This is a genomic window from Acidisoma sp. L85, from assembly GCF_009765865.1.
Lineage (GTDB): Bacteria > Pseudomonadota > Alphaproteobacteria > Acetobacterales > Acetobacteraceae > Acidisoma.
On sequence record NZ_LMUQ01000052.1, the window covers coordinates 107,284 to 133,337 of the forward strand.

At 57.1% G+C, this 26,054-nt stretch carries 19 protein-coding genes; 8 read left to right on the forward strand and 11 right to left on the reverse strand.

What is annotated here, in order from left to right; genetic code table 11:
- Positions 1-354 precede the first annotated feature (354 nt).
- On the forward strand, positions 355-804 hold the full coding sequence (locus GSQ83_RS16330; RefSeq protein WP_158803938.1) for a CsbD family protein: 450 nt from the start codon (positions 355-357) through the stop codon (positions 802-804).
- Between the two features lie 79 nt (positions 805-883).
- On the opposite strand, the gene GSQ83_RS16335 is transcribed toward GSQ83_RS16330, so the two are convergent.
- The 5 genes from GSQ83_RS16335 to GSQ83_RS16355 all read right to left on the reverse strand — a co-directional run bounded on the left by GSQ83_RS16335 (position 884) and on the right by GSQ83_RS16355 (position 3,591).
- Positions 884-1,126 (reverse strand): hypothetical protein, encoded by a 243-nt coding sequence (locus GSQ83_RS16335; RefSeq protein WP_158803939.1) that lies wholly within the window; start codon positions 1,124-1,126, stop codon positions 884-886.
- 170 nt (positions 1,127-1,296) lie between these two features.
- Positions 1,297-2,016, reverse strand: coding sequence for a glucosamine-6-phosphate deaminase (locus GSQ83_RS16340; RefSeq protein WP_158803940.1), 720 nt, complete (start codon positions 2,014-2,016; stop codon positions 1,297-1,299).
- A gap of 82 nt (positions 2,017-2,098) precedes the next feature.
- Positions 2,099-2,695, reverse strand: a complete 597-nt coding sequence (locus GSQ83_RS16345) for a TMEM175 family protein (protein ID WP_158803941.1) — start codon at positions 2,693-2,695, stop codon at positions 2,099-2,101.
- A 36-nt stretch (positions 2,696-2,731) separates the two neighbouring features.
- The gene (locus GSQ83_RS16350; protein WP_158803942.1) at positions 2,732-3,094 is read right to left on the reverse strand and encodes a DOPA 4,5-dioxygenase family protein; all 363 of its coding nucleotides are present in this window, start codon (positions 3,092-3,094) and stop codon (positions 2,732-2,734) included.
- Between the two features lie 44 nt (positions 3,095-3,138).
- Complete coding sequence (locus GSQ83_RS16355) at positions 3,139-3,591, reverse strand: glycosyltransferase (RefSeq protein ID WP_158803943.1); 453 nt, start codon at positions 3,589-3,591, stop codon at positions 3,139-3,141.
- 230 nt (positions 3,592-3,821) lie between these two features.
- On the opposite strand from GSQ83_RS16355, the gene GSQ83_RS16360 reads away from it, so the two are divergent.
- The 5 genes from GSQ83_RS16360 to GSQ83_RS16380 all read left to right on the forward strand — a co-directional run bounded on the left by GSQ83_RS16360 (position 3,822) and on the right by GSQ83_RS16380 (position 9,171).
- Positions 3,822-5,009: a site-specific integrase gene (locus GSQ83_RS16360; RefSeq protein WP_254065732.1), complete on the forward strand. Its 1,188-nt coding sequence runs from the start codon at positions 3,822-3,824 to the stop codon at positions 5,007-5,009.
- A gap of 736 nt (positions 5,010-5,745) precedes the next feature.
- Positions 5,746-6,489 (forward strand): AbiV family abortive infection protein, encoded by a 744-nt coding sequence (locus GSQ83_RS16365; protein ID WP_158803944.1) that lies wholly within the window; start codon positions 5,746-5,748, stop codon positions 6,487-6,489.
- Positions 6,490-6,496: 7 nt separating this feature from the next.
- On the forward strand, positions 6,497-7,072 hold the full coding sequence (locus GSQ83_RS16370) for a hypothetical protein (RefSeq protein ID WP_158803945.1): 576 nt from the start codon (positions 6,497-6,499) through the stop codon (positions 7,070-7,072).
- Between the two features lie 155 nt (positions 7,073-7,227).
- On the forward strand, positions 7,228-7,704 hold the full coding sequence (locus GSQ83_RS16375) for a hypothetical protein (protein ID WP_216850239.1): 477 nt from the start codon (positions 7,228-7,230) through the stop codon (positions 7,702-7,704).
- A 120-nt stretch (positions 7,705-7,824) separates the two neighbouring features.
- Positions 7,825-9,171 (forward strand): hypothetical protein, encoded by a 1,347-nt coding sequence (locus GSQ83_RS16380; RefSeq protein ID WP_158803946.1) that lies wholly within the window; start codon positions 7,825-7,827, stop codon positions 9,169-9,171.
- Between the two features lie 518 nt (positions 9,172-9,689).
- Here the strand turns inward: GSQ83_RS16380 and GSQ83_RS16385 are convergent.
- Both GSQ83_RS16385 and GSQ83_RS16390 read right to left on the reverse strand, forming a co-directional pair.
- Complete coding sequence (locus GSQ83_RS16385) at positions 9,690-11,957, reverse strand: AAA family ATPase (protein ID WP_254065733.1); 2,268 nt, start codon at positions 11,955-11,957, stop codon at positions 9,690-9,692.
- Between the two features lie 619 nt (positions 11,958-12,576).
- On the reverse strand, positions 12,577-13,389 hold the full coding sequence (locus tag GSQ83_RS16390) for a serine hydrolase (RefSeq protein ID WP_216850240.1): 813 nt from the start codon (positions 13,387-13,389) through the stop codon (positions 12,577-12,579).
- Between the two features lie 154 nt (positions 13,390-13,543).
- Here GSQ83_RS16390 and GSQ83_RS16395 point away from each other — a divergent pair, with 154 nt between their 5' ends.
- Entirely contained in the window at positions 13,544-14,404 is an 861-nt protein-coding gene (locus GSQ83_RS16395; protein WP_158803947.1) for a hypothetical protein, read from the forward strand.
- A gap of 517 nt (positions 14,405-14,921) precedes the next feature.
- Positions 14,922-16,136: a type I restriction endonuclease gene (locus tag GSQ83_RS16400; RefSeq protein WP_158803948.1), complete on the forward strand. Its 1,215-nt coding sequence runs from the start codon at positions 14,922-14,924 to the stop codon at positions 16,134-16,136.
- A gap of 333 nt (positions 16,137-16,469) precedes the next feature.
- Here GSQ83_RS16400 and GSQ83_RS16405 read toward each other — a convergent pair whose 3' ends face one another.
- From GSQ83_RS16405 to GSQ83_RS16420, 4 genes are all read right to left on the reverse strand, one after another.
- Positions 16,470-21,173: a DUF3320 domain-containing protein gene (locus GSQ83_RS16405; RefSeq protein ID WP_158803949.1), complete on the reverse strand. Its 4,704-nt coding sequence runs from the start codon at positions 21,171-21,173 to the stop codon at positions 16,470-16,472.
- 1,271 nt (positions 21,174-22,444) lie between these two features.
- On the reverse strand, positions 22,445-23,191 hold the full coding sequence (locus tag GSQ83_RS16410; RefSeq protein ID WP_216850241.1) for a plasmid partitioning protein RepB C-terminal domain-containing protein: 747 nt from the start codon (positions 23,189-23,191) through the stop codon (positions 22,445-22,447).
- Positions 23,192-23,341: 150 nt separating this feature from the next.
- A complete protein-coding gene (locus tag GSQ83_RS16415; protein ID WP_158803951.1) occupies positions 23,342-24,223 on the reverse strand; it encodes a ParB/RepB/Spo0J family partition protein in 882 nt (293 codons plus the stop codon).
- Positions 24,213-25,784, reverse strand: a complete 1,572-nt coding sequence (locus tag GSQ83_RS16420; RefSeq protein ID WP_256367237.1) for a recombinase family protein — start codon at positions 25,782-25,784, stop codon at positions 24,213-24,215. Before GSQ83_RS16420 ends, GSQ83_RS16415 begins: the two co-directional genes overlap by 11 nt.
- Positions 25,785-26,054 lie beyond the last annotated feature (270 nt).

The following is a 26,054-nucleotide window of genomic DNA, read 5'->3' on the forward strand; positions in this document are numbered from 1 at the left end:
CCCCCTGCCGATCGCCGCCACCGGCCTTGTCGAGCCACAGCCCGAATAGCGCGAGGCCGGTGACGAAGCCGATGTTTCGCGTGAGGTTGGATGCCAATAGATGCTCCCCGGCCGAATGCCGGGCAAGACGCCGGCGAGACGGCTAGGGACTTGTGCCGAGGCTCTCGCCCGACAAGGCCGAACGGAGCCGCGAGCGTGTCACACGCTGGTCACGTCCCCTTGTGGTCGATCGGCGTGATGGTGTGTCGGTCGCTTGCACGGCGCGGTATTGCGAAGCCGCCACGCGAGACAAGATGAGAACTCCAAGAGACCGCCAGGACCGCGCCGGTCCCGGCATCCAACAGGAGGCATCCCATGAGCGATCAGACGACGGAAGGCACCATCAACGACCTTAAGGGCAAGGTGAAGGACGCAGCTGGTGGCCTAACCGGCGACGCAGCGACCCAGGCCGAAGGGAAGGCCGATCAGGTCATCGGCAAGGCACAGGGCGCCATGGGCGACGCCGCGGAGAAAGTTTCTGGCGCCGCGAGTTCCGCCGCTGACTACGCCTCGGATCTCGCCAGCCGCGCGGGCAGCAAGCTCCACGGAACAGCGCAAACCGTGAAGGAAGGCGCCGCATCGGCCGGCGGCCGCATTTATGAAGCGGGCGCGCAGGCTGGCGACTATGTCGGCTACGCCGTGGAACGCCAGCCGCTGCTTTCGCTGCTAGGCGCAGCCGCGGTGGGCTACTTCATCGGCTATCTGGTGCATTCATCCTCAAGCCCCTTCGCGCCCCGCCGCTCGTTCCGCGACCGCTGGCTCTAGCCTTTCAGCTCGGCTGGGGTTGCCATTGGCCGAACTGCGCGACGCGGCGTGCGGGGCGAATGGCGACCAAGCCGGGTCGTTAGCCGATCCGTTTGCGGAGCGAGCGTAGGCGTCCGGTGGCATAGTCCACCGGCGTTGGCCCGAGGGGATAGTCACCCCGGCCAGCCTCAAGCGCGCTCTGAATGACATCGATCGCCGCAAGCGCCTCCTGCCTTGTGAGCGCGCCCTTGGTAATCATCGCCAGAAGTGCCGCTTCAGCCACAGCACCCGCATAAAGTGCATTTCCGAGCGCGATATGCCCGGATGCATCGAATTTCGACATCACAATACTCTGGTTTTCTCCGAAACTGAGAATGGCATAGGATCTTGACCACGGCTCTTCGTCTTTTGTGACGCAATCTTGATGTCCAAACGTAAGCCCTGGCCTTTGCGCTGATCACCCCGCCTTCGTTTCGGGGGTGATTCGTGCAATTTCGGACATTTCGGACTGGATCATCCCCGGAGTGCGGAATCGGCCACCACGATGAGATGCGGATGGCCGATCAGCGCCGTCACTGGCCAAGCCGGGTCCGGACGGCCGGCGCGTAGCATCGCCAGGGCCTCGGCTTTCGCCACACCTGTCACCAGCAGCAGCACGCGGCGAGCCTTCCGCAGCATGCCGATACCCATGGTCAAGCCATCGCGGGGCACCGTGAAGCCATCCTCGAAATACGCCTGATTGGCGATCCGCGTGGCCTCGGTCAGGGGCACGCGGTGGGTGCCTTGGTTCCAGTCGGCGCCCGGCTCGTTGAAGGCGATGTGGCCGTTGCCCCCAAGACCCAGGATGGCGAGGTCGAGCCCGCCCTGGGCCGCAACCGCCGCATCATGCGCCGCCGCTTCGCCCTCGAGGTCGGGCGCATCACCACGCAAGAGCCGCACCCGTGCGGGGTCGATCGCCGCACGGTCGAGGAAATGCCGATGAAGGAAAGCCGCGAAGCTATGCGAGTCGGCCTGCGGCAACCCGGCATATTCGTCCAGATTGAAGAAATGCGCGCGGTTGAGCTGCACCTCTCCTGTCGCGGCGCGCTCCACCCAACGGTCATACAGGCCGATCGGTGTTGAACCGGTAGGCAAGGCTATGGCCGCTTCAGGCATATCGTCGATGACGGCGGCAGCATGGGCCGCACCGCGCTCGGCGAATTCCTCGGGGCTATCAGTCCATTCAAACAGCATCTGTCATCCTCATCTGGCGGCGGCAACTTAGGCCGCCGCGCCGGTCAAGGCGAGGCGTCGGGAGTAACAAGCGCATGCTCGATCAGGGAATCTCATTGCGTCGTGCCGATGACAGCGCCGCGGCAACGCGACGATCTGGAACCAACCACATCAAAGCGACCGCCGCGTAAATCAGGTAGGCAAGCGCGGGCAGCACGAACGACATCACGATGCCGCTCAGGTATAGGATCGGCGAGACTTTCCCTTTGACGTCTCGCCCAAGCGCCTGACGCAGCGGCGATTCCTCAGCTTGCGAACGGATGATTGCCGCTTGCATGATATACCAGGCTGTTGCGCAAGCCAGTAGCGAAGCACCGTAGACCGCCGTCGGGACAGCGGCCAATTCATGTTCCCCAAGCCAGGCCGTGGTGAAGGGCACCAGTGACAGCCAAAACAGGAAGTTGAGGTTCGCCCAAAGCATCGCGCCATCGACCTCGGGCGCAAGTTTGAAGAAGTGGTGATGGTTGTTCCAGTAAATCGCCACGTAAATGAATGACAATACGTAGCTCACGAACACAGGCCATAATTCCGCGAGCGCACGTAAGTCGGTGCCTTGGGGCGCTTTCATCTCAAGCACCATGATCGTGATGATGACTGCGACGACTCCGTCGGTCAGCGCCGTCAGCCGTTCAGAACCCATCTCTCATCCGCCCCGACGTATGGCCCAGGTATCGTCTCAGTCGTCGTCATCGCCGGCGGCGAAGACTTCCACGTTCAAGGGCAGAACATGACCGAGCCAGGCGGCATGGGTCGTGTGGTCCGTGAGATCGTCGCCGGTCTCCGGATGCAGCAGCACGTCGAGCCCCTCGCGATTGAGCATGAGCCACGGCGCCAGGCTCGGAAAGAGCGAGACGGGGAAAGCGATCTGATACATCGCCTCGGTATGCGGCCCGACCGGCTTGGCATGCCAACGACCGAGACGCGCCTCAGGGAACAGCGTACCGACCGACTCCCGCAGCCGCGCCGCGGCGTCCTCGGTGACGCCCGGCTGGTAGTAGATGTGCGCGTGATACTCCGTGATCTGCGAGGGATCGGCCATGGCGAGCTCCTTTGGGTGCTTCGCCCGTAGCTTAGCGGCACGTTTCAGCGCCGGACAGCCGCCATCGCGATGGTCGTCGGCGCTGCGGGCCGGTCGGACCGAGCCGCCGCGGCCTCCGCCAGAATGGCGCGGCGGGTGGCCGACTGGGCCGCGAGGCTGTGCTGTCCGAGCAGCGACGCCCGTCCGGCTTTCGCCAGTTCGAGCCTACGGGCGGGTTGCCGGATGAGCTTTGAAAGCGCGTGGAACCAGGCCGCCTCGTCGGCTGCCAGCAAGGTGCCCGGCAAAGCGGTGCCATCTGCCGCCTGGTAGGCCGGCATGTCGGAGGCGACGGTTGCAAGGCCCAGGGCTCCGTAGTCCAGCAGCTTTATCGACGATTTGCAGCGGTTAAAGTCATTGTCGGCGAGCGGTGCTATTCCGATTGCCCAAGGCCGCTGCGACTGCTGCGCCGTCAGCCAGGCGACGAAAGCCGGGTAGGAAAGCCCGGCCCGGTGCGGCACCTCCGCCCGCTTGACGAAGGGCGGCAGATCGACCGCACCGACGATGCCGACGAGTTCGATGGAGATTTGCTCCGCATTTTACAGGTTCCAGGCTGTTCCAGGCTGTCCCAAATAATCCACCTAAGCCTTTGTAAAATCATCCGGTTACGTGCCAAAGTGTGTCACGCTGTTTCCTAGTGACGTGGCCGAAAGGGTATACTAAAGTGCATACGAATTGGAGCGTATACACTTTGTCACTTAATAAGCTCAGCGCCCTCAAGGTTAAGAACCTCACCACTCCCGGCATGCATAGCGACGGAGGCGGGCTCTACTTCCATGTGCGCAGTCCGACCCAGCGGGCCTGGGTTTATCGATTTAAAAGGGATGGGCGCGAATATCGCATGGGCCTCGGCTCGGTCATCGACGTATCCCTACGCGAGGCTCGGGATGCCGCCGCAGAGGCCCGCAAGCTCAACCGGCAGGGTATCAATCCCATCGAGGCTAAGAAGACCCAGCGGCTCGCGGCGGAAGCCGAGCGGGGCACGCACACGTTCGAGCAGGTCGCCCGCCTGTATATCAAAGACAACGAAGCCGCGTGGCGCAATGCGTTGCATCGTAGCCAGTGGTCCACGAGTCTAGAGGCCCACGTCTTCCCGGAAATTGGTAACTTGCCGGTGGCGGGCATCACGGTGACCGAAGTCCTGAAGGTTCTCCAACCGATATGGCCGGAAATCTCCGAAACCGCATCACGCATCCGGGGCAGGATCGAAACCATCCTCGACTATGCGAAGGCCCGTGGCTGGCGGAAGGGGGAAAACCCCGCCCAGTGGAAGGGCAATCTCGCCAGCATTCTACCCAAGCCTTCCAAGATCAAAGCCGTTCAACACCACCCGGCGTTACCCTGGAAGGACATGGCCCCCTTTATGGCCAGCGTGAGAGAAGAGGCAGGCACCCCGGCGCTCGCCTTGCGTTTCTTAATCCTGACCGCCGCCAGACTTGGAGAGGTGCTTGGCGCTACGTGGTCTGAGGTCGACCTGGAAGAACGGGTATGGACGATTCCGGCATCTAGGATGAAGGCAAAGCGCGAGCATCGCGTGCCCCTCTCTCCCCTAGCTGTGGCACTGCTACAGGAAATGGCCCAAGCGGGAACCGAGGCGGGCGCCTTCATATTCGGTGGCCGTAAACAAGGTCGGCCGCTCAGCAACATGGCCATACAAGAACTGTTACGACGCATGGACCGTGGCGACATCACCGCCCATGGCTTCCGTAGTTCATTCCGTGACTGGGCCGCCGAGGCCACCGATTATCCCGCCGAAGTGGCCGAGATGGCGCTAGCGCATACTGTCGGGAACAAGGTTGAGGCTGCCTATCGGCGCGGCGACATGTTCGATAAGCGGCGCGGCATCATGGAGGACTGGGCGAAGCACTGCGGCGGCTGACGATTCTCCGCGCGGTCAACGCCACCGCCTCCCCCATTACGAAGAGTCATCCACGTTATCCACAGCTTGTGATGAATCGTGCACCTTCAATTTCGACGGTGGCTCGGCTTTCCAAAGGTCTGTCAGTCGAGTCGGCCCACCAGAAACATCAATGTTTTCTGTAAGTTAGCAACGGGAAGGCTCCGTAATGCCTCCGCATATCGCCATGCACTATAACTAGTTGCCCAATCGGCCTTCCGGGCGACAAGATATGGTATCGCCGCGTCGCTTGCGAGTCCGTGAGTTTCACGGACGATACCGCTCTAAAACGAATACGACCCCAAGTTCGTAGCTTGGGGCCGTTTCATCGGGGCGGTCCTGCAATGGAGACAGCTGTCGCAGGTAAGGGTAAGGCCCCGCCGTGTTCACAACGGCAAACTAGGGGTGTGCGATTCCCTAAGTCAAGGCGGCTGTTGTGCCTGATGCCATAGGAGGACACCTTGGCACCTATACGAAAGCCTAGCCCAGACTTGCCGCCGTCCAAAGTTCCGACGATCAAGAAGCGCATCAATCGAGGTGAGTTCCTGCACCGAATCGCGGCGGACTATGACGTTAACCCTGGCCGCATTTCAGAAATAAAGACTGGAAAGCGGTATCCGGAAATCCCCGCCGCTCCGTAGCGAATGCTGACCGGTGGGTGTCGAGACAATCGGCCCCACCGGATTACGGGTCAGCAAACAGCAAGGGGATTTAGGCGATGAACACTGCCACTTACCAGGGAGCCGTATCGGCGTCACAAGCAGCAGCAGGGATGAACGCTGCACTCCGCAATTCCCGGCGCTTGCTTGGAGACGCGGAACTACTTCTGTCAGCCGAGCGCTGGGCTTCAGCAGCGTCCCTGGCAGTGCTGGGACTGGAAGAAGCTGGCAAGATGTCCGTCATCCGAGTCTTGTGCACCACGACGGAACCTGCCGCACTCAAGAAGCAATGGAAGGACTACCATCTCCATCAGGCAAAGATGGAAGGCCCTATAGGGTTTAACCCCGATGGCAAGGTGCTGACAGCGCCGAATGACTTGAAGGCAGCCATAGCGGAACGCACTAAGCTGATAAAGCAGATCGACAAGATTAAACAGAGCGGGCTCTACACCGATTGCTATCCTGATTCATTTGGCAAGCCTTATTGGGTCGAACCGGTGACTCAGGTCACGGAAGATGCAGCGCGAGATCTTGTAGCTATCTTGTCGAAGTTGCTTTCAGATAAACCTGACGTATCCGTGCGCGAGATGGAACTTTTTCACGAGTACATCAGCCCGGCACTCGATGATTTGGATAAAAGTAAGAGACTAGTGCGGTGGATGGTGGCAATGGAAGCCGAAGGGTTGATGTCTCGTGATGAAACCGAGAACAGGTTGCGTCGCTTCTATGACGGTATATTTGGGGAGGGATGGTACGACACGTTCAACCAAAACAAGCCCTCGCCGCCACGGGTAACGCCGTGAGTATCTGATGATCACGAAGATAGAGGCCGCACGCCGCCAACTAGAAGCCGCGATTAGACTGGTCGCCGCCGAAGAGGATGAGCTTGCTGTGCACACGCTCACCATGGCTGCATATGGCGTACTGACTGATCTCGCCAAAGGCAATCTCACATACGAGACTGATCTAAAGCCCCATGCCACCGCACTTGGCAAAAAGACACTCTACGATACTGCCTCTTTCCTGAAGCATGCCGATCGCGATCCACAGGGCACTATTGCAGCCTTCGCGCCGGAGGAGAACGATTGGCGCATCGGTTTCTGTCTAGTGGCATATCGCTTCCTAGAAGGATCGTTCACGTACACAATGGCTGCTTTCCATCACTGGATGTTGATACGCCATCCAGATCACTTCCTGCTGGAATATGATGAAGACGAAGGGCTTGAGAAGTTGTATCGAGACGCCATTGGATTCCTCCGTGAGCACGGGCGAAGCGCCGAGTTGCGTGGATTGAATTCCTTGATCGGAGCCTGCAAAGATGGGCTGCTACCACTAGACGCGAATCTATCCCGTCGCTCTGCCCCGCCTACGCAAGGTAGTGAGTAAACTACTTTGGCAGCAGCACACGGGTACAAAGAGAAGGTCCAGGATCAACGTCACGCGCTCCTACGAGCCCGCCCATCCATGCCTTGTCTACCAGTAAGATCGTAGAGAGCCGCAGCGCGCAGTTTGGCAAACACCCCGTCGAACGAGGAGTCACGATGCTACGATACCAGTGGGGCCGTCTGAACAAGCAGCAGGTCGGAGCCTACTGCGAGTACTTCGTGAAGATGGAGCTAACGATGCACGGGTTCCAAGTCTATACGACCGAGGTCGACGATAGAGGAATAGATTTTGTCTGTCGCCATGGTGCCGGCCCTTTTTTGCAAGTTCAGGTGAAATCGGCTCGCGCATTGCAAAATGTGTTCATGTTCAAATCTAAGTTTGAATTGGCCGATAACCTCTATCTCGCTCTCGGTCTTTTGCTTTCCGACGGAGACCTACCTCAACTCTACTTCATACCGTCCACGGCTTGGCGAACGCCCGATACCTTGTTTTGCGGCAACGACTATGGTGAGGGACTAAAGAGCAAGCCAGAGTGGCGTTTGAACCTTTCTCTTCGGAACATGAAAGCGCTTGAGACATATCGATTTGAAAGCACGATCGATCGACTAGTGCTGAACGGTTGGACCACATGAACCGGCAAATGGCCCATGCCTTCGAGCGACTCCGTGCCACACGCAGAGTTGAAGCCGACCTCTATGCGAGACGTTTCTCTAACGCCGAAATGGTGACGACCCTTCAAGGGTTGGTGTGAAATGGTGAACACCGTGATTGGCGCCGGGCTCGAGGACGATGAAGACGTTTGGAAAGCGTTGGAGTGGTTTGCCATTGCAAGTGGCAAACCCAGTGTATTCACCGAGCGGCTTTCAAATGCGCAGCAAGCGTATCGGGCAGTGACTGCGGCAGCCGATTCCTTCGGGCAAGATCCAGGTCTGGAGACGATAAGCCAAGATGTTGTTGGAGCGTTCCTCGCACAAGCAAAATCGCTAATCGATGACCGTCGCTCCTATGACATTGCGCTCGGTTCACGGATTGTCCCGTGGGTCAAACAGATTGGCAGGAACGCTCATCTGCTAAGGCAAATCCCTGGCGCAGTCGAGCGCGCGGCCCGTATGTTACGAACGAAAGCAGTAGCGCCCGATGGTGCGATGTTCGAGTTGCTGATGGCGTCGAACTATGCGGCCAATGGTTTTGACGTTGCGTTCATTCAAGAAGCCAAAGGGCAGGAAAGAACACCGGACCTGCAATTATCGCTTGCCGAGTTGACTGGAGTGGCGTCAGTGGAATGCAAGCGGCTCGGGCGTGGAAAATACGACATGCAGGAGCAGGCTACCCACAGGGAGATATTTCGGAGCGCGGCAGCGTTGATGTACAATTGCAGGCTGTCGGTTCATCTTGATGTGACTTATACAGAAGAGCTCGAGGCGATCCCAAGCCGTTATCTAGAGGAGCGCCTGATGCGTGTTATCTCGAGCGCGATCATCACACCGAACGGATACCCTTGGAAGGATGATTTCGGGTTCGGCGTTGTAAAGCGAGCCAACCTGCCGGCGGTGCACCGAGACATACATGACAATGGCAGCCTGTACTTCGGTACAAAGCTTGCGCGGCTTCTGTGTGGGCATTCCGTGCGCGAGACTGGGTATCACCTGGCGGCTCAGGCCGATCCTGACGAACTAGACCCACGATTCATTCGTTCGATTAGCTATGGCTCAGTCGTCACTTGGCAGTGTGCCGCACCTACCGCTATTGAGAAGAAGGCCCGGTATGTCAAGACGAAATTAGTTGAAGCCGATCGGCAACTTGAGGCGCACGGCCTTGGAATCGCACATCTGGCAATGGATATGGAATCGCAGTGTGAGTCTTCAGATCTTCGAAGGACGAGAAACATTGAGGCCATTCAAGCATTCAAACCTTCCACAGCACTCCTAGCAGTTTACCTCCATTACCTAGTCCCGAGAATATCCGAGTCCCACTCGTGGACCGTTGATGAGACGATCGACCGTTTTGGCCCGAGGCCAGATCTAGTTCCCTCTTTGGCTGTCTTTCCGGGTTCAGCGCCCATCGGCAATGACCTGCCCGCGTGGAGACAAGAGACTTAGGATTCGTTCGTTTTTCGTTCTTTGTCTTTTACAATTAGAGTTTCTCGAAAGAATCAAATGGAGGAGTGGCACCACATCGCCGCCCGCGTGGAATATAGTTACGCATCCACTTGAAGCTCAATAGATAGCACCTCCCATTCCGCCAGACCTTCGTCCTCGCCATCCGTGAAGCTTCGCGCGGTGACTGGAGCAGCAAGGTCGGGAAAGTCGCGCAGTTAGTCGATTACGCATTGCCCGGATCGCTAACCCAAGGGCTGCGAGACCGAGATGGGTGGCAAGCGGTCGTTGACGACAACAGTCGGCATGTTTTAGCATTGGGGAGGTGGGTACGCGCCCGTTGCTGCCATTCAACGCCAGTCTGCTCAATCCAAAATTAGTTATTGGCGACCGGTTTCGGACGTGCTTGGGAATGACAGGGCCCACAACAACTTCGTTGGTCGGCTTCGAGGCGCGATGGCGCACAGCGGACGCTGATTCAGCAATAGTTTCAGTCAGACATGCTTAACCGGCTATAGCGATCATGCTGCGTCTTGACCACCCCTCGCTACCGGAGATGCAATTTCGGTGGCCGCAAAAACCGCTATGGGCACCGGCTCAGTGCCCATCATCATGTGATAATGTGGCCCATGCCCGGTCGCTTCGAAAATGCGCCTGAAGACGCCGAGATTGGCGTCCACTGTGGCGGCATCACTGGAGACGTAGAGATCATCATGTGTGCTGTGCGAACCGTCATTCACCCATGAAAAGAGCGATGCGCAAATCACTTTATCACGGCCCTCAAACTTCTCGATGATCTTGTCCTTGTTCATGTTGCCGAGGATTTTGAAATAGTTCTCCAGAATGCGGCGCAGCGTGTTCCGAATGGTGAGGTTGGAACGATTCTGGTTGCGCACCTCGGACCAGAGCAGCTCGTAGGATGTCTTGATCGGATTGTGATCGAAGGATTCCAACGTCGAGACATCATCGATCTTCTTTACGATCCAGAATGTCTCGTGCGCGCGGCGCTCTCCCTTCCGGTCGGGGTCGAACGACACCTCTTTATGGAAAAAAATGTTGTGGGTGAGCAGGAATACCTGGCGGATCAAGCTGTTTCGTGCGTGGCTCAGCTCGAACACTCGTTTGATCAGGCTGGAGACGATGAACAGGATATCGCTGTCTAGGCTCGAAACTGGATCGTCGAACACGATGACGCGGTTGCTCGTTATTCCGGATTCCGAAACGCTGCCGCGGATCAGATGGTAGAAATAAAGGAAGCTGACGAATGTCGTCTCACCCTCGCTCAGGGTCCTGACGGCATTGCTGCCGTCAAGACGGACGATCTCATACAGGCTCTCCTGGTCGCCCGCGGTGGCGAGCTTGAAGCCGCGAAAGCCGAATGACGCCAGCAGCGCATTGATCTCGGTTACGGTGGGCTGAACGCTCGTGATGCCCTTCTCGAGATCGCGCAGCGTTTGCCGCGCGATTGCAAGGTCACGACGCTTGGTTGTCAAGCTCATTTCGATGCCGCTGATTGCGGCGTCCACCGACTTCTTGCTGGCATGATAGGCATCGAGGGTGCTCTTGGCCTCTTCCAGCAGAAACCTCCAGATCTCGGCAGTGAGCATCGTCTTTTGATTGCCGATATCATTGACGGCCCGGTTGTGTTCGGTAACAGCTGTGTTCGCAGCCTTGAGAAATTCCCCCACCTCGGCGAATAGGTCGGTGTTGTCTTCCACCGTGATGACAGCGCTCGGCTCTTTCTGCTTTCGAGCGATATGTTGCCCATTGAGCGCCAGGCGCGCGGTCACACGCTCCACAAGTCCGACTAGTTGATCCACATCAATGTAGCGTGACCCGTCCTGCAAGATGCTCATGAGCGCTTGGAGGTAGGCTGCGCTCGCCGCCTCATATCCTGCAACGAGACGCGCGATATCCGTGATGTCGCGATCGTAGGCTTCGTCGAAATAATCGCCGATGCGCTTCGCGAGATCGGCGTCGACATCCTGCTGGCAGAATGGGCACTGCGGCGTGCTTTGTTCGAAATAGCTGACGCCTTGCTTGATCCAATCACTGTTGCCGAGGCGGTCGATCAGACCGGCGATATCGAAATCGCCCCGACCGACGACCTTTTTCGTCAGGATTGGCAACGCCTGCAGGCGGAGCAGCTCGGCACTCTCGGGCACACGAACCGTGTTTTCGCGCGCAAGCCCCTTTTCGAAGATGATGGCGACACGTTTCTTCAAGTCATAGAGCGGAAGAACCCGAGCCTGATTGGAAGCCCATTCGCTCAGGATTCTGTTGCAGAAGCTCGCCTTAGTGCCGCGTACGCCTGTGAAGGCGGACTGAAAATCGGCATCATGGCGGTTTCTCAGCTTCCAACATTCGTTCTCGATATTCTCCCGCAACGTCGACCGCTCCCCGAGCTTGCCGCTCGCACCATCGCCTCCACCGAGCGAGGATTTGCGTGAGGTGATATCGCGCTCGATATCTAGAACCTCGCTTCGCGCCTGCTCGATCTGATCCTGCACGGTCGCGTCGTGCTCGCCCAGCGTGAAGATGCCGGGCAAGCTGGACCGGAAATTGCGCTCCACGAAGTCGGCATTATAAATGAGGCACTCGAGAGGCTGTTGATTGGCCCAGTGGATCGCGCAGGCTGGATGATCTTCGGGGGAGGCGATCACGCGTGAGATGCTGGTCTTTCCTGAGCCGTTCGCGCCGTAGATGAAGTTGATCTTGCGAAGCTGGCCAAGACTCTGGCCTTCCGCGCTGTAGCTAGCGCATCCGGCGATTTTTATTCCTTCAATCAACGCAACCCCCTCTTTGCCACCTCCTTGCCTTGGTTGAGTGGCAGACACACAAAATACCTTCAGCTCCTATCGTTGGGCAAGGCTGGGCGAACGGTCACAGCAGTCTTTCACAGCAGTATGCTGTTTCCAGAGGCGTGCGATGGTCGATCTGGCGATTGGCACTGATAACGCATTCCGGTCGGCGTGAACCGGCTATTGATCTCGCCGACGTAAAAGCGAGGGCGCCGGAACCCCGGGACACGAAATTGGCCCGAGAACGGTCGCAGTTGGTCGGAAGGTGCCAGTAAAATCCAGGGCCAGCCATGTCCTCTCTCTCTCTATATTTGGCCCAAGGGCGGTCTGTCCGCTGTCGGCCCATGTCAAACATAGGCGGCGTTTCGTCCAATCTCGTAGGTGGGTCGAAAGCCGCCTGTCAGTCTGCAAACGAGGAACTTGGTTTGCAGCCTAACCTGGCCGGGTTCGAATGGCAGGGTGAGGAGTGCGCTTTTGTCCTGAAAATCGAAGCCCGGCAGGCCGGTCGCCTAGCCTGGTAACTATTAGACGCCCACGCGAAGCGCAACGGATAACACTTCCCATTCCGCCACCCCTTCGTCCACGCTATCCGTGAAGCTCGCCACGGTTACCGGAGAAGCAAGGTTGGGAAAATGATAGACAGCGTTGACGCTATGCGGGCCGCGTCCGAGTGTCCAATGGCGGTGCCAGCCTCACCCATTCGTCCGGACATGACGCCAAGGCCATATGCGCAGACGGTCCAAGGCCTGCCGGGGATGGCGCCTCCCAGCTCATGCCGTTCCAGCATCTCGTCCAGGGACTCCGAGTTCAGGATCGACCCGGAAAAGAGGGCGTGGAGCAGCTTGGCCGCGTCCACCGTGGCGCCGATCAAGCACCCGTGGTAGACCCATCCAGGATGATAAAGCCTCAGAGCAGGCCAGAACACATCCGACATATCGCTTGGCGTGACCGCGAGACGAACCGAGGAAAGTTCCAACGGCGCTATGACCAACTCCCGCAGAGCCGTCGCGAGCGGAAGGCCCGTCGCTTCCTCAATTATCTCTCGAACAAAGAGATAGCCGACGTTACTGTATGCCCACCCGGTTCCGGGCACGAAATCAAGCCGATCGCGCCCGACAGCTGCCAGCAAGTGCTCGCGTGACCATGGCGGGTCACTGTGGGCCACGGCGTCGTGGTAGGCCTTCAATGAGCCGTAGTTCGGCACACCTGCGTGATGTTGCAGAAGCTGCCGAAGCGTGTAGGGCTTGCCCGGTCGAAGCGCATCTAGCTGGAGGCGTCCGTCATCGACCAAGCGAAGGGTGCACAGGGCCAGCACAGTCTTGGTGAAACTCCACCACGGGAAGAGGGATGAGACCGATCCCTCGGAACCAACCAAACCATCGGCGGCGATCCACGCGGAATGAAAACTGGGCGTCCTCATGTGAAGATGATCGCGTCTAACGCCCGGTAGATCAATGTTCAACGTCCAAGGGAAGTGCTTCGAGCGCAGCGCAGACGAGGTGTGGCCACTTGCGCGAGTGGCGGCTGGGGCCGAATGGTATCGGCCGTCACCCAGCTTAATAGAAGGCATCCAAATGTCACTAGCTGATCTATTCCAGCGACGCCTCCCGCTCAATCGCAAGGAAGTATATTACACTGCGACCGTACTTCCTTGCATTATTTGCGCGGACGACTTTGCGCATTTTCATCGTCTCTGGCCGTTGCTAGGCATCGATGCGCCCCCGACCAGCGTGGCGCCGCATTCGACGAACATTCAATTCTTGACCGAATATAATTTCAGGGATTCGATCTATTCCGAACTGCATAGGGAACGCTTTTCCGAGGAGCTTTCAGGCGACACACCCGACATACTGATCCTGGTCGACGGACCTTCGCCTCTAATGGTCAGCATTGAGGCGAAGATGTACGACACGATCAGTGCCGGCAACCTGATCGCCCAACTGAGGCGGCAGCGTGAGAGAGTCCTGCAGCCGATTATGAAAGCGTTTCCAGGGATGCGGCTGTTTCAAGTAGCTTTGCTCCCGGCAGGGATACCGATCGAGCCGGATGCGCTCGCATCAGTGAAGCTGCTGCACTGGCAGCAAATCCTGGCCGCGTTTGAAGATATCGGGAGCGCGTCATATTTCCTGGGCGTGCTTCGCCTGGCACTAGAAAGCTACGAGGCTTTGCGAAACGAAAGGTTAATCTTCGGAGCCAACAAGGAGGCATCCATGACGGGTGGCGAGATCCTTAAGCATCATACCGACGGTACCCTTGAGTTCAGAACTATGGGGCGCTTGGGCGGTATCAGCGGGATACGTTTAGCACATGATCTAGCCACGGGCCGCTGGCGCGAGCAGCTTTACGAGCTGAGCATACGGGAGGAGGGGCTCACCAACTGGTTTGCCGTCGAAGACTTCGTTTCGCAGGTTCGCATGGTCCGCTCGGACGTATGAGGAACGCAGGCCGAACACATTTGACCGTAACTCTGGATATTGCAAACCTGCTCCCGTTAAGAAGGGCGAGGCAATGCGTACAGTTATCACAGCTAGGGGGGGACTATCCGCGGACGGGTTGTTGGCCACACCCATTGCGAACGAGCCCCTCCCACTGCCTACGCCGTAACCCCGGAGAGCGAGTGATCACCAGTTTTTAGGACCGTGGATCGAGTTCGAAGCCGCACTTGCCGCCAGTTTCCGGGCGTCCGCGTCCATCCCAGAGAGGGTGAGGGAGAAGAATGAATTGGACATTCGAGCGTGCGGCAGGTGGCTCGCCACTTGCTTTCCGCTTCGTGACTTTAGCACTCCGAGGCCCGACTGCGGGCAGTTCGCCTCCGCGAGTGTTCGAAGCCGATGGCGTTCATCCTGACCATGGGCGTACCACTAATGCAGGATTGCAACAGTCTTAGTTTTGGTGTAGCAATCAACAATTAAGCCAGCGTATATTGATGGCCAGCGGCCTGTGGGAACTATTATGTCTCCTGACCTAGAAGATTTTAAGCTGCGCATGCTCGCACATGCAAAACTGGTTGCCAGTCGGGCTCCCAAAGTAGAGTCCGAGGCAAGCACCAATGCCTCCCTTGTCCAACCGTTCCTGACGACTCTCGGATATGACGTCTCGAATCCCGATGAGGTATCGCCGGAGCATCATGCCGATTTCTCCGAGAAATATCAAAATAAGGTCGACTATGCGATCCTACATCTAGGAAAGCCGGTCATAGCTATTGAATCGAAGCGCGTTGGCGCTGCAATGAGGGATGATCGAGGTCAGCTGCGCAGTTACTTTAATGCCTCTCCGACCGTTAAGCTTGGCATTCTGACTGACGGACTAAAATACGAGCTTTACGCGGACTCAGATAAGCCAAACATGATGGACGAAGTCGCTTTTCTGCGGCTGGATCTCTCGGAAATCGCTAAGTCTGGAACAGTTGATGATATAACGCTGGAGGGAATTTCAGCGATCCGCAGCGGGCTGTTTAACCCAGAAGACGTGGGCGCGGAAGCAAAGCGAAAACTGCTGTTTGAATCAATAGTGCAGTTGATTAAGCAATTCAAAACTAAGCCGTCGGACGACTTCATACGGTTCGTGCTCGATCGCACTGAAATGGGTAGCAAGCTCAGTAAGATTACCCAGAAGATTGTCGACGCTAACCGAGATATTGTGCAATTGGCGATGGAAGCCTTTGTAGCGCGAGAGGCGCTTGCAAGGCTAGGCTTCGCACCGAAGGACGTTGTTCGTGCTCCCCCTGACCATCACGAGCAAGCATCGGGCACAAGCGAACAACTCGCAGTGCCGGTGGCTGACGGTGGAACGCTCGCGCCAACAGAAGGTGAGGTTCGGGCACTCACCTACGTTAAGAACAGACTCTACTACCTTGTTCGTAACGATGTACTTTTTGGGGAAATCGACAAGATTGCTTATCGTAAATCGAAGACATCGTTCCGAGTATATTATGACAGACCGAATAGCGGATCACTGTTCGACTACCGGGAGCGTAAGGACGGTGAGGCCGTTCTGCAGTTTCCTGGTCTGGCAGTCGAAGATGTTCCCTTCGGAATCTCTCCGGCCCTAGATGATTTTCTTCTCAGGGCGTTTACCAAACGCGTCGGCGACGCCGGTGTTTCATTTGAGACACAGCCTCTCCTCAGGGCAATCAAAGGTGGGCAGTCGGCTGCCGCGGATGCATAGTTAGATCGTTGGATCTACATAGAAGCCTTTCCTGGCGCGAGACCAGTAGCGAACCGAAGCAGCAACCGGGCTAGTTGAAGGGATATGTGAGCGACGGCGCTGCGCCCCCCTGTCCACATCTTCGCGTCCCGGCAACCTCCAGTTCAAGGAAGGGCCATATCGAGCGTGCGATCAAGCCTGCGCTCGGGGCGCTAAGCCAATAAGGGCAGACCCAGATGTTCTGAGAGGCTGCGGCTCCCGGTGTCGTTCATTGTGCAAATTGCACAATGAACAATTGGCCCTTGCGTCGAGTTTATGGCCGCATACCGTCGCGGCGAGCTGCTTCACCTGAAATCAAAGCGCCGCGGTGATCCTGACTTGAAGATCAGGCCCCACGCGTCTGAACCCAAGCAGCCGCGCCGCCGTGCGGATGAGATCGGCGACTTCGCCTCCAGCGTTGTCATCCCGCGCAATCGTCAGCGCGGCCTTGATCTCAAGCATGGAGATACACGCTGCCTTTAGGGTGGCCCCGCTCTCGGCGGAGCGATCCCTGACCGGGGGCGCCCCCGACTGTTCGAGGGTGAACCAAAACGATTCGTGCGACAGGAGGTCTCGGTCCAACGACTGCGCTCGCGAGAGCGCGGATCGTGTCGCGGCAAGGATGCGCGATCCGGCCTTGTCTTTGCCGAAGCAGGCGGCAATCCTCCGCGCAACTTCGTCCACGTGAATCGGCCCTTCGGCTGAGATGATGCGCTTCGCCAGATCAGCCAATGTCGAAACCGCAACCTCGTGAGGTTCTTGCCAACTATTGACGGGGAAAACCGCGCGTTGATATGAGGGCATCTGCCTCGCAGCGAACTCCGGAAGTTCGAACTTAGTGACTTCTGGTTCGGCTGATAGATTGGATGTCTGCCGCGACTGGTTAGCGCCAGTTATGCGGACTCCGTGCTGCGCAGCCTCCCGAGCGTCAACTAAGGCTTTGTGCAGCCGCTCGATCTCCGCTCGTCGATTGTAAAACCAATCGGTGCTCCAAACTCGATGGAAGCACCACCCGAGATGCTCAAGCACGTCTTGCCGTAAGCGATCTCGCTCGCGTGCCCATAGAGCACTATGATATGTTGCGCCATCGCACTCGACCGCGAGAATATATGTGCCCGGCTTCTCAGGGTGGCGAACGCCAAGGTCGATTCGGAAACCAGCCGATCCTACCTGCGGGTCAGCAAGGAAGCCGTAGCCTCTAATGACCTCCGCGACGTCCTCCTCAAAAGCGGAGTCTGCCTCAAGGCCTAACGGCGAACTCTCTTCGAGCCGCCCATTCTTTGCGAACTCGAGAAAGCGCTTGAGGATGCGAGGTCCTTCACCTTTTGTCCGGCTTACATCGATGTCGCCAGGCTCAAACGAGGCAAAGACCTCGCACCGTACGCGCGCCCGTGTAAAGAGCACATTGAGACGACGTTCACCCCCCTCTCCGTTCACAGGACCGAATGACATGCTGGTGAGCCGACCGCCCGGGACGACCGGTCCATAGCCTACGCTGACCAGGACCACGTCCCGCTCATCGCCCTGCACGTTTTCGATGTTTTTTATGAAGACGTCTTCAGCCTGACCTTCCCGAAGGAAAGTGTTAAGGGTAGCGTCGCTGCGGCGAGCAACCTCGAGAAGCTCGGTGATGAGGTTACGCTGGGCGAAGGAGAAAGTCACGATCCCAAGCGAGAGAGATGGATGGGCGCGGGCATGTTCCGCTACGCGGGCGACAATCGCCGCGCCCTCCCTTCGATTGTCCCGCTTTCCGCCCTTGTCATAGACGCCATCCACCTGCGTAAAGCATAGACCATACGCGGGATCCTCTTGAAGAGGGGACGGAGGTAGAACAAGACCACTCTCGTAGAACTCTCGATTCGAAACCTCAATCAGCGACGGATCGCGCGAACGATAGTGCCACGTGAGCATCCTTGAGCTTAGACCACGCGCCTCGCAAAGCGTGAGAATGCTCTCCATTGAACCCAACTTCGCCGCGCCCTCGAGCAGGTCGGCACCTGGATGTTCATCGTCTCCCTCTTTATCGTCTTCCTCGTCCGCTAGTACCCGGTCAAAAAAGGACGAAGGTGGAAGCTGCTTCTTGTCTCCGACGACCACGATCTGATCGGCGCGTGCGATCGCCCCCAGCGCATCCTCGGGACGGACCTGTGAGGCTTCGTCGATGATCAAAAGGTCAAAGGAGATTACTCCAGGCGGCAAATATTGCGCTACGGAGATTGGGCTCATCAGCAGTACCGGCTTGATCCGCTGGACGGCCGTACCCGCTCTCTCGAACAGCTGGCGAAGCGCGATTTGCCCCCGCTTCTTTCCAATCTCTCCCCTGATGACCTTCATTTCGCCCATTGCACCCTGCGGAACTTGGCTGAGATGTCCGGCAAGGATGCTTACTACATTGTCGATCAGACGTTGCCGCTCGAGCTCGGAGAAGGTCTTAACCAGGCCGTGCCGCTTCACCATGCTTATGTCGGCGAGCACCGGGTTTTCCTCAATAGCCAGTCTCCAGAGGTGTTCGGCTCGCGCGAAGCGCAATTCAGCGGAAGCCGCGGCGCCGTCCAGCACCCCTGCGCGCATGCGCTCGGCGAGATCCGCAACACCAGCGGCGTGAAGGGTGCCGTGCAAGCGTGCGAGCTCCGTCCACGGCTGGTAACGGTCGATGCCCTGTGCCATCTCCCCAAAACGGGCAGCCAGGCCGACAAGATCTGAACCGTCCAGCCCCTCACGGCCCAGCACGGTTGGATCGAGGTTGAGAAGGTCGGCGGTCTCTTTTAAAGTGGGGCGCGCCGCTGATTCTGCTTCTCGCAGATCTTCGCGCAGCGTCACGAGCGATTCAGCGGCGCCAGCAAGTGACAGCATTAAATCGCACGAGCTTTGTATCGCAGATCGTGACAAGCGAACGCACCACTCCGCAATTGACAGCAAACTTGTGAAATTCGTGCCCTCATTGCGCCACTCACTGCCTAGTGTTTGGCGGCAGTAATCGGCTTGGTTACTCCACAGGGTCTTCATCAGCGATGTGCGAGCTAGTTGATCAACAAGTTCAAGCCGCTCGCCGGCCGTCTTGGGAATTGGATTACGCAGTAGCCCTGCAAGCTCGCGAGATGCGCCGCGGTACGCCCCGCCACATCTGGCAAGGAAGGATTGTGCTCCCGCGACGAGCGGACCGCGCAAATTGGAGACAGTCGCATCAAACGCGGCGTCGACGAAGATGGTTTTGGCCTGACCGTGTGCCTCCTTCCATTTGGCTCCAGCTTGCAGGGTTTCTTGAAGCCGAGGCAAATCAGACGCTGACAGCATCGCGCGAGCTATCGTTTCCGCGCCAATGGGTATTCCTTCGAGACGCTCCAGAAGATCATTCAGAGGTCGTAGAGTAATCAACGCACGTGGAAGTTTCAGCGCAAGTGCCTCAAGCGGCTTATGCAAAGCGACCGAAAGCGATTCGGCGCCTCGCTTCGCCCTACCCAATAGAGGACCCAGTCGGGCAAGATCCACGGGCTGGAGATTCAGATTTCGCGTGCCGGCAAATGGATGGGCTTCCCAGCGCCCCTCAACCGCGAGAAGATGACCATATCGCTCAACGACCATGATCACTCGAGCCTCGTCCTCCTTAGTCATCGCAGCGAGAGCGTCGGTAGCCATGCTGGGAGGTGCGTGACCCGCCCCGATGTACCGGGCTTGGCGGCCGAGCACGCTATATGCTGTCTCGCCCGTGGTGCCGAGTGGTCGATGCAGGGCTTCTGCAATTACGTTCAACCGGTCCCGTACACCCGTGAGAGCGACCGGCGCGGTCGGCACTTTGGGAACCGCGCTACCTTCACTGATAGTACGCGCTAGCTCGCCAAGGACCGTCTTCTTATTCGCGGTCCTCGAATGAAGTTCCAGGCAGACGTCGCGCAGGCCAACCTTTACAAGTCGGTCATGCACTACGGACAGCGCCGCCATTTTCTCAGCCAGAAAGAGCACGCGCTTCCCGTCTTTGGTGGCCGCGGCGATGATGTTCGTGATCGTCTGCGACTTGCCCGTCCCCGGCGGCCCCTGGACGACCAGATTGCGGCCCGCCCGGACCTCTTCGATCACCTTGGCTTGAGAAGCGTCAGCGTCCACGACATGGAAAAGCTTTTCAGGCGGCAGCACTTCGTCCAAGCGGACGCCTTTGCCGAAAGGTTCCTCTAGGCTATCGAAGCCCTCATAAAGGAGGCCTCGCGTTAGAGCATGCGACCCCAGCGCGCCTTCTGGCCAGGAGTCGATCGCCAAGTCGCGAAACATAAGCAACTTGCTGAAACTAAAGAAGCCTAGCTGGATCGCGTTCGGCTCAATCTTCCAGCGTTGACGTTCGGCAATGACGGCGTCGACCTCCGCGAAATAGTCGCCAGGCTTCCAGTCTTCATCGACCTTGAGTTCGGGGAGATCGATTCCGAAGTCATCCTTCAGCCTCTGTTGCAGAGGAAGGTTGGTGAGCACGTCTTCGTGACGCGCACGGATGTCGTAGGTCGAAGTGCGTGCATTGCGAACCAACTCCGCAGGAAGCAAAATAAGCGGCGCCTCACGGGGAACGCTGGAGGTCTTGTCCTCGAACCAAGTAAGAAAGCCCATTGCAAGGTAGAGGATGTTAACGCCCGATTCCTCTTCAGCAGTCTGCGCCTCGCGGGCGATCTTTAGCAGCTTCTTCAGTAGCGCCTCTCGGCCTAGTCTCGTTTCGAGATGCGCGTCCGTGTAGCGCTCCTTGTCGAAGCCTTCATCCGTTGAATCAGCATAGGAGGTCCCGCTCTGTTCTTCTTCTTTTTCGCTGCCGATTGCGAGAAACCGCATCGTCTTGCCATCGGCGAGTAAGGCATGGACGTCATTTGACTGCTCGTTCACAATGTTGAGGATATTGCCTCGGCTATTGGAGCGATTGACATGGACGAGCCTGTTCCGCGTCCCAGTCTCGACAAGGCGCCTCCGTGTTTCATCGAAGAGCCTAACTACGCTGGACCCTCCCCACTGATCTGCCGTCTTTTGCTCAACTACCGTTGTCGCCACTTATTCGCCCCCGACGACCTTGGCCGCCTCAAAATATAGCAACGCCCTAATATGTCGATCAGGCAGCAGATGAGGTTCAATCCTCAAAAGAGGCTAGATCGAGACATGTCTGTGGGGCCGCACGAGCCGGTCCCCCTCAATAAACTAAACAGCCGCCGCAGTATGCTGCCACCAAATGCTTTTCGACGCCAGCCAAACCCCATTCAGTTGCGACGAGTAGCGGTGAGCCGCCATCTTACCCGCCTCATGCGGTCACTTTCAAGATCAAGCAAAGGAAAGGGCGAAGCCTAAACAGTGAGCCGTAGAAGGAAAGCGAAGCTCCAGCCTGGTCACCGCCGTTATTTATCATCCTTAGTGTCGTTGTTCGGTTGGACAACGCCGGATGGGATAGCCACATCATTGCGGTGGGCAGGTCGCGATTAGAGATGAGAAGCCCCTTTGGATCCCTTCAGGCTGCGCGGCTAGCAATCTAGAGGCGACATCTTCGGACCACCTCCGCGCTTGAAGCAAAAGGATACCCGCTCCTTTCTGGCGCTATCGCCTTGCGGCGTATAATGGGCTTCGCAGTGCGGCGACACCGGCCCGCATCCTCAAATCGTTGATGCGCACTTGCTGGAGGTGTTGAGAACTCGCTTCGTCTCGAGTTGACGCGGCGCCCTGCGGTTGATCAACCTGTTGTGCGCGCCCAATTTCCCTTTCGATCGGTTTCGCGGGTTGACACTGAAACACGCCTGGCGCTGCCGACGTTTCCTCTCTAAACTTCGCGGTGCTCCAAAGGAGTCATCTCTCTGCTGGGCAAAGATGAGGGCATATCCAGCGCTGCGAGGGATAGGTGCCCGGGCCAAGGGCAAGCCGACAAGGCTATGTCCCATCTAAGTCTAAGGCATCGATGACTGGAAGCTGGGTCCAGGAATGACATGAAGCCGATGCCCTGGAGAAAGAGGAGACTGCCGAACACCAGCGACACAAAAATGCGAGCGATGAGGTGGAAGAGTCCCGGTTTGCGCCATGCGGGCCGCTGGCCAACGCTTTGTAGCTGAAACCAACGGCAACCATCCGACAGTGCTAACGATTGGTTCGAGTCCGACAAGCTCATCGGAGTCTATGCTCAGTAGCTATCTCTGAAATAAGAAGGGACTCGGATTGGCGGCTGTGACTTGCACTTTCTATGCAGTCGGATCTGTCCTCAGAAACAGCAAAGTGTCCGACGATTCCAACAGCCAAACTCGATCCGCGGGATGTTCAGCTCGGACGCAAGAGCGGTTTCCGAGTCAGGCGGCGAGGCCGTGCTCTGGCGCAGCCGCGGAAACGATTTGCGAGAGTCCCTCTGCAAGTTCCGGATATTTCCTCATCAAATATCGTTCTACCTCAATATTTCTTAGGAGCTTTGCTATGTAGCCAGTCGCAACGAAGAGGTCCAGTACCGCCTCGCCGTATGAATGCTCGATGTTTCGATAGTCAGCCTGTAGCGCCTCAGATTCACGGTTCATTCGGGTAAGTTGCTCTGGGGACAACGTCTTTCTTCTCGTAGATTGGACATCTTTCAAATCAGTAGCGCGTGTGCCAGATAGCAGTGCCCGAGCGTATGTGGACGTCAAATTCCCACCCGCGATCATGAGCTCAGCCACGGTGATCTGGCGAAGCGGCTTCATTTTTCTGAGTGAGGAGAAGACCTCCGCACCGACCATCTTGTCCTTAAGCAATTCAACCACCTCGGGACATATTCCATTCAGCAGTTGTCGGCGCATATTTAGGCTTCTGAGATCGATATTTAATGCCGCAGCAATGCGAGATGCCTCGACGCCGCGCTCTAACGCGCGGACTATCATCAAGTGCTCCTGAACAGTTGCGAGATGGTTGACCCTCTTATTGTAGGTAAAGCCTTCGTCTTCGGTCGCAATGAGACACCTTGCTTCTTTTCGTCCAAGTTTATGCAAAACTGCCAGTCGTATGTGACCGTCTAAGAGGAGCCACCGCTCGGGGAATCCCACGAGTGGCGAGACTACTAGCGGTTCCACCAGCCCCACTTCCTTGAGCGATGCTTCGACCCGCCTAAACCTGGGTGAGCACCTAACTCGCGTCGTGATCTGTCGCGTAGGCAGAATCGCTTCGACTTGCAGAAGGCGGGTTCTCTTCTCAAATGTTGAGGATACCTGCTGTGTCAACGACTAAACCTCCGCCTCGTGTAGACGGTCTACTAGCTGCTTGGGCATGGTCTCTAGGTCCTCGGCTCGAAGCAGGGTCATGAAGTGTTCGTCTTTGACCAATGTCTTCATTGTGGTGAAGATTATGAGCAATCTCTTTTTAGCTAACTCAGATTGCCTCGCTAGCGCTCTTTGCCTCTGCGTCTGATCTTGATACGCCCTGATAAGTGCGGTCGCTGTTACGCGGCTCGCACGAGACTTGCCACTCGGGCTGTTGCACAGCGATCTACCGAGGGAATTGCGCGCCTCGATGATTCGACGTATGGCAACGATCTGATTGCCGGGTAAGGCTCTCGTTTCGTAGGCCTCAGCCAGAGCACGCTGAACATCTTCGTCTTTTGCCCGCATTATCTCGATCGCAATGCCGGGCGGGATAACACCTCGCTCCATTGCGGATAGAAGGCGTTCCTCCCCATTCGCAAAAAGAAGGCAAATCGCCGACACGTATTCAAGACTAAAACCGGTTTTTCGGGCAATTTCGATGGGCGCATATCCTCGCTCTACTAGTGAGCCGATCTCGCGAACAAGTTCTAGAGGACTGTGCTTCCTTCGAGCAAGGTTTTCGACAAGGCTCATTACCAAGCAGTCGTTGAGAGTGGCGTCCACGATAAGACACGGGATGGTTGTCTGCCCCAATTGAATATAGGCCTCGAGTCTTCCTTGGCCGCAGACAAGGTCAAATCCAGAACGATCTGGACGAGAACGCACGGTTATCGGCTTTTTGAGCCCAAGTTTAGCGATACTTTCGACCAGTTCGCCAAAGGTCTTTCTGTGGCGAACTCTTGGATTCAAGACGGCGATACTAGCGATCGGCAAGTCGTGCACGGGCAAAGAATCACCGGTCATCCTGCCTCCTGATAGGGATATGTTCTGCGATGTCGAACAGCTTGCTCATATGGTCAAATCGCAAAGCATCCAGAAACAAGCCGTTCTTTTCTGACAGCCTGAGTTGCCCACCCCCGAGGATCCATCGAGGAAGGAAATAGAAGTCTCTCGATTCGAGGTTACCCGGCGCCATTCTTACCGCTATTGTTAAGTCCGAAGGGAACCGAGAGTCGAGTTTCATATTCCAACGATGGCCGCCATTTGCTAAGGTGCGGCATCTCATTACGGCGACTGAAACGGTAAACTCATCATTGATCCGCAACAAATCAGTTCCGCTATCTCTTTCAATGCTGCTTCCAGAGCTGTGAATCCCGTCTATCAACTCGGATATAATCGTTGGATGCAGAATGCGAAGGCGCTGCTTGACTTCGATGTACTGGTAGTCGCGGTCGGTATGGTATCCGATGAGCGCATACGCATTTGCCAAACCATCGAATCGTCTTCGGTAAATTGTGCTCGAAGGCATCTCCTTTTGCTCGTCTATAAGCACGCGCGAAAGACGGCCAGCTTTGTCCAGTAGCGCTCTCAGGAGCGTCAACATTTCGTCATCCGTCCAACGTCGAGTGCGTCGACCTACAATGCTTTGAGCTCGCGAGAACATATCTGCATCGACAAGTGGCGTGAAGGCACCCGTGGCTCTTACCCAATCCTGCGGAGGATTTCGTGTCTTTTTCTGCTTCAACTTCGCGGAAGTTCTATTGTAAAGATTGTTCCCTAAGTACTTCTCGTTTGTTAGGATCTCGTGCACAGTGGCGCGGCTCCACTGGGCCGAGTCGCCCCTTCCGACCTCTTCACTATTCAAAATCCCCGCAATTCCGCTCTCGGTTAGTCCTCCGCTTGTGAAGAGGTGGTAAATCCTTGACACCGTTTCGACCTCGATCAGAGGACCGGGAACTAACACTACGCGGTCCGTCTGAAGATGCTTCCTCTGACCACGCAGTAACTCGCCTTTAGGTACAAGGTGTTCGTCCACGAGTAGTCGACGAAGGCCATAGCCCGCAACACCCCCCTGCCGAAATCCCAGCGAAATGAGCCGGGACGAACCGAGGAAGACTTTTTTAGACAGATCTTGACTATAGGCGCCTGACATGAAGCGCTTGAGACCTTTGATCAAGGTCGACGACATGCTACCGTCATTCTCGAATTGTTCGGCACAGTAATGTATATTGACCCCGTAACGCTTGCAGAGGTGCTCGTAGTAGGCGCTCTCGTCGGCGTCTTGAAAGCGTCCCCATCGACTAACATCATATACGAGGACGACTGTGAAAGTTGCACGGCGACTCTCCACATCAGCAATGAGCTGCTGAAGCGCGTCTCGTCCTCCGAGATTTAGACCACTGCGGCCTTCGTCAGCGTAGGTGCGAACAACCTCCATGCCATGACTCGCCGCGTATGCAATTAGCGCAATCTCTTGGTTCTCGGCGGAATATTTCTGCAAGTCAGTCGACATTCGCACATAGAGCGCAGCTTTGATTGCCTGGTCTAGGTTCTTCACACGTTTAGAGTTCAGCGGGCCAGACACGGTTGCTCGTCACCCTTCCGACTAACGCGTTCCGCGAGCGACAATTACCCCGCCATCATCACGGAGGGACTACAGGAATGTCGTTATCTAAGTTGGACCTAAAGATTCCGGGCAGCTCATCTCGGTCTACATTCGCTGGTGCGATGGCAAAGGCGCTCAGGGACGGCTACGGGCAGCACACTTCGGCAATCAAGACGGTTGCGCGCTTAACGGGCTCCCACGAGAGAGCCGTTAAGAACTGGTTTGCCGCTAAGAACGGTCCTCGCGGCG